General features: G+C 55.5%; 2 tRNA genes and 2 rRNA genes. All 4 read right to left on the bottom strand.

Features of this window, described 5'->3' with window-relative positions:
* Positions 1 to 1,167, bottom strand: a 23S ribosomal RNA gene (locus C667_RS21535); the annotation flags it as partial.
* A 296-nt stretch (positions 1,168 to 1,463) separates the two neighbouring features.
* Positions 1,464 to 1,539: transfer RNA gene (locus tag C667_RS21540), tRNA-Ala, on the bottom strand.
* Positions 1,540 to 1,559: 20 nt separating this feature from the next.
* Positions 1,560 to 1,636: transfer RNA gene (locus C667_RS21545), tRNA-Ile, on the bottom strand.
* Positions 1,637 to 1,708: 72 nt separating this feature from the next.
* A 16S ribosomal RNA gene (locus C667_RS21550) occupies positions 1,709 to 3,214 on the bottom strand; the annotation flags it as partial.

Consider the following 3,214-nt stretch of genomic DNA (forward strand, 5'->3'; position numbering starts at 1 on the left):
ACACATCCGCAGCTTCGGTTCATGGCTTGAGCCCCGTTACATCTTCCGCGCAGGACGACTCGACTAGTGAGCTATTACGCTTTCTTTAAAGGGTGGCTGCTTCTAAGCCAACCTCCTAGCTGTCTATGCCTTCCCACCTCGTTTGCCACTTAGCCATGCATTTGGGACCTTAGCTGGCGGTCTGGGTTGTTTCCCTCTTGACACCGGACGTTAGCACCCGATGTCTGTCTGCCGTATATCACTTTGCGGTATTCGGAGTTTGCTATCGCGGGGTAGATCGCAATGACCCCCCCAACGATTACAGTGCTCTACCCCCGCAAGTGTCCGTACGACGCACTACCTAAATAGTTTTCGGGGAGAACCAGCTATTTCCGGATTTGTTTAGCCTTTCACCCCTATCCACAGCTCATCCCCTAACTTTTCAACGTTAGTGGGTTCGGACCTCCAGTACCTGTTACGGCACCTTCATCCTGGCCATGGATAGATCATCCGGTTTCGGGTCTACGCCCAGCTACTCTGACGCCCTTATCAGACTCGCTTTCGCTACGCCTCCCCTATTCGGTTAAGCTCGCAACTGAACGTAAGTCGCTGACCCATTATACAAAAGGTACGCAGTCACCCCTTACGAGGCTCCCACTGTTTGTATGCATGCGGTTTCAGGATCTATTTCACTCCCCTCCCGGGGTTCTTTTCGCCTTTCCCTCACGGTACTGGTTCACTATCGGTCGATCACGAGTATTTAGCCTTGGAGGATGGTCCCCCCATCTTCAGACAGGATTTCTCGTGTCCCGCCCTACTTGTCGCACGCTCAGACCCGCCACCGGCTTTTCGCATACGGGACTATCACCCTGTATCGTCGGACTTTCCAGACCGTTTTGCTAAGCTGATGGTTTAGTCGTGCAGGCTCTTCCGTGTTCGCTCGCCACTACTTACGGAATCTCGGTTGATTTCTTTTCCTCGAGCTACTTAGATGTTTCAGTTCGCTCGGTTCGCCTCCTCAGACCTATGTATTCAGTCTGGGATACCCCTTGCGGGGTGGGTTTCCCCATTCGGACATCGTGGGATCAAAGCTCTATTGCCAGCTCCCCCACGCTTTTCGCAGGCTTACACGTCCTTCATCGCCTGTGATCGCCAAGGCATCCACCACATGCACTTAGTCGCTTGATCCTATAACCTTGGACCCTCCTCGATGTTGCCACCGCGAAGGCCCGCGTACAGGAACGAACTCGTTTGTGCGACCCGACGCTACGCTGACAAGCTCAGCGCCGGATCAATGCAATCACACAACTTGCAGTACGCACCGGCTCGGTACGTACTACACTTCTTCCACTTTGTTAAAGAGCACGACTCGTGAAGAGTCAGGAGTAAGGAGTACCGTGCACACCACGCACGTCCCACTCGTCACGCCTGACGCCACACACCCCTCGAGGACTTTCCACACTGCAGGATTTTCCACCCTGCGCTGGTGGAGCTGGTCGGGATCGAACCGACGACCTACGGCTTGCAAAGCCGCCGCTCTCCCAGCTGAGCTACAGCCCCTGTCTCGAGCAACCCTTGATTGGTGGGTCTGGTTGGGTTCGAACCAACGACCCCCGCCTTATCAAGACGGTGCTCTAACCAGCTGAGCTACAGACCCTCATCCGAGGCTCTTCTCGCCTGAACAACCGATAAGTTGTGGATACTTGGCCGTACGCGGCCTGATCTCTTGAAAGGAGGTGATCCAGCCGCACCTTCCGATACGGCTACCTTGTTACGACTTCACCCCAGTCATGAATCTCACCGTGGTAAGCGCCCTCCCGAAGGTTAAGCTACCTACTTCTGGTGAAACCCACTCCCATGGTGTGACGGGCGGTGTGTACAAGACCCGGGAACGTATTCACCGCAGCATGCTGATCTGCGATTACTAGCGATTCCGACTTCACGTAGTCGAGTTGCAGACTACGATCCGGACTACGATCGGCTTTAAGGGATTGGCTCCACCTCGCGGCTTGGCAACCCTCTGTACCGACCATTGTATGACGTGTGAAGCCCTACCCATAAGGGCCATGAGGACTTGACGTCATCCCCACCTTCCTCCGGTTTGTCACCGGCAGTCTCACTAGAGTGCCCAACTAAATGATGGCAACTAGTGACAAGGGTTGCGCTCGTTGCGGGACTTAACCCAACATCTCACGACACGAGCTGACGACAGCCATGCAGCACCTGTGTTCTGGCTCCCGAAGGCACCCTCGCCTCTCAGCAAGGTTCCAGACATGTCAAGGGTAGGTAAGGTTTTTCGCGTTGCATCGAATTAATCCACATCATCCACCGCTTGTGCGGGTCCCCGTCAATTCCTTTGAGTTTTAACCTTGCGGCCGTACTCCCCAGGCGGTCGACTTCACGCGTTAGCTGCGTCACTCAGTGCATTGCTGCTCCGAACGACTAGTCGACATCGTTTAGGGCGTGGACTACCAGGGTATCTAATCCTGTTTGCTCCCCACGCTTTCGTGCATGAGCGTCAGTACAGGCCCAGGGGGCTGCCTTCGCCATCGGTGTTCCTCCTGATCTCTACGCATTTCACTGCTACACCAGGAATTCCACCCCCCTCTGCCGTACTCTAGCCTTGCAGTCACAAACGCAGTTCCCAGGTTAAGCCCGGGGATTTCACATCTGTCTTACAAAACCGCCTGCGCACGCTTTACGCCCAGTAATTCCGATTAACGCTCGCACCCTACGTATTACCGCGGCTGCTGGCACGTAGTTAGCCGGTGCTTCTTAGTCCGGTACCGTCATCCATGTCCTATGTTAGAGAACACGATTTCTTCCCGGCCGAAAGAGCTTTACAACCCGAAGGCCTTCTTCACTCACGCGGCATGGCTGGATCAGGCTTGCGCCCATTGTCCAAAATTCCCCACTGCTGCCTCCCGTAGGAGTCTGGGCCGTGTCTCAGTCCCAGTGTGGCGGATCATCCTCTCAGACCCGCTACGGATCGTCGCCTAGGTGAGCCTTTACCTCACCTACTAGCTAATCCGACATCGGCCGCTCCAATCGCGCGAGGTTCCGAAGAATCCCCCGCTTTCCCCCTCAGGGCGTATGCGGTATTAGCGTAGCTTTCGCTACGTTATCCCCCACGACATGGGCACGTTCCGATGCATTACTCACCCGTTCGCCACTCGCCGGCAGGCCGAAGCCCCCGCTGCCGTTCGACTTGCATGTGTAAAGCATGCCGCCAGCG

This window comes from Thauera phenylacetica B4P (assembly GCF_000310225.1).
Lineage (GTDB): Bacteria > Pseudomonadota > Gammaproteobacteria > Burkholderiales > Rhodocyclaceae > Thauera > Thauera phenylacetica.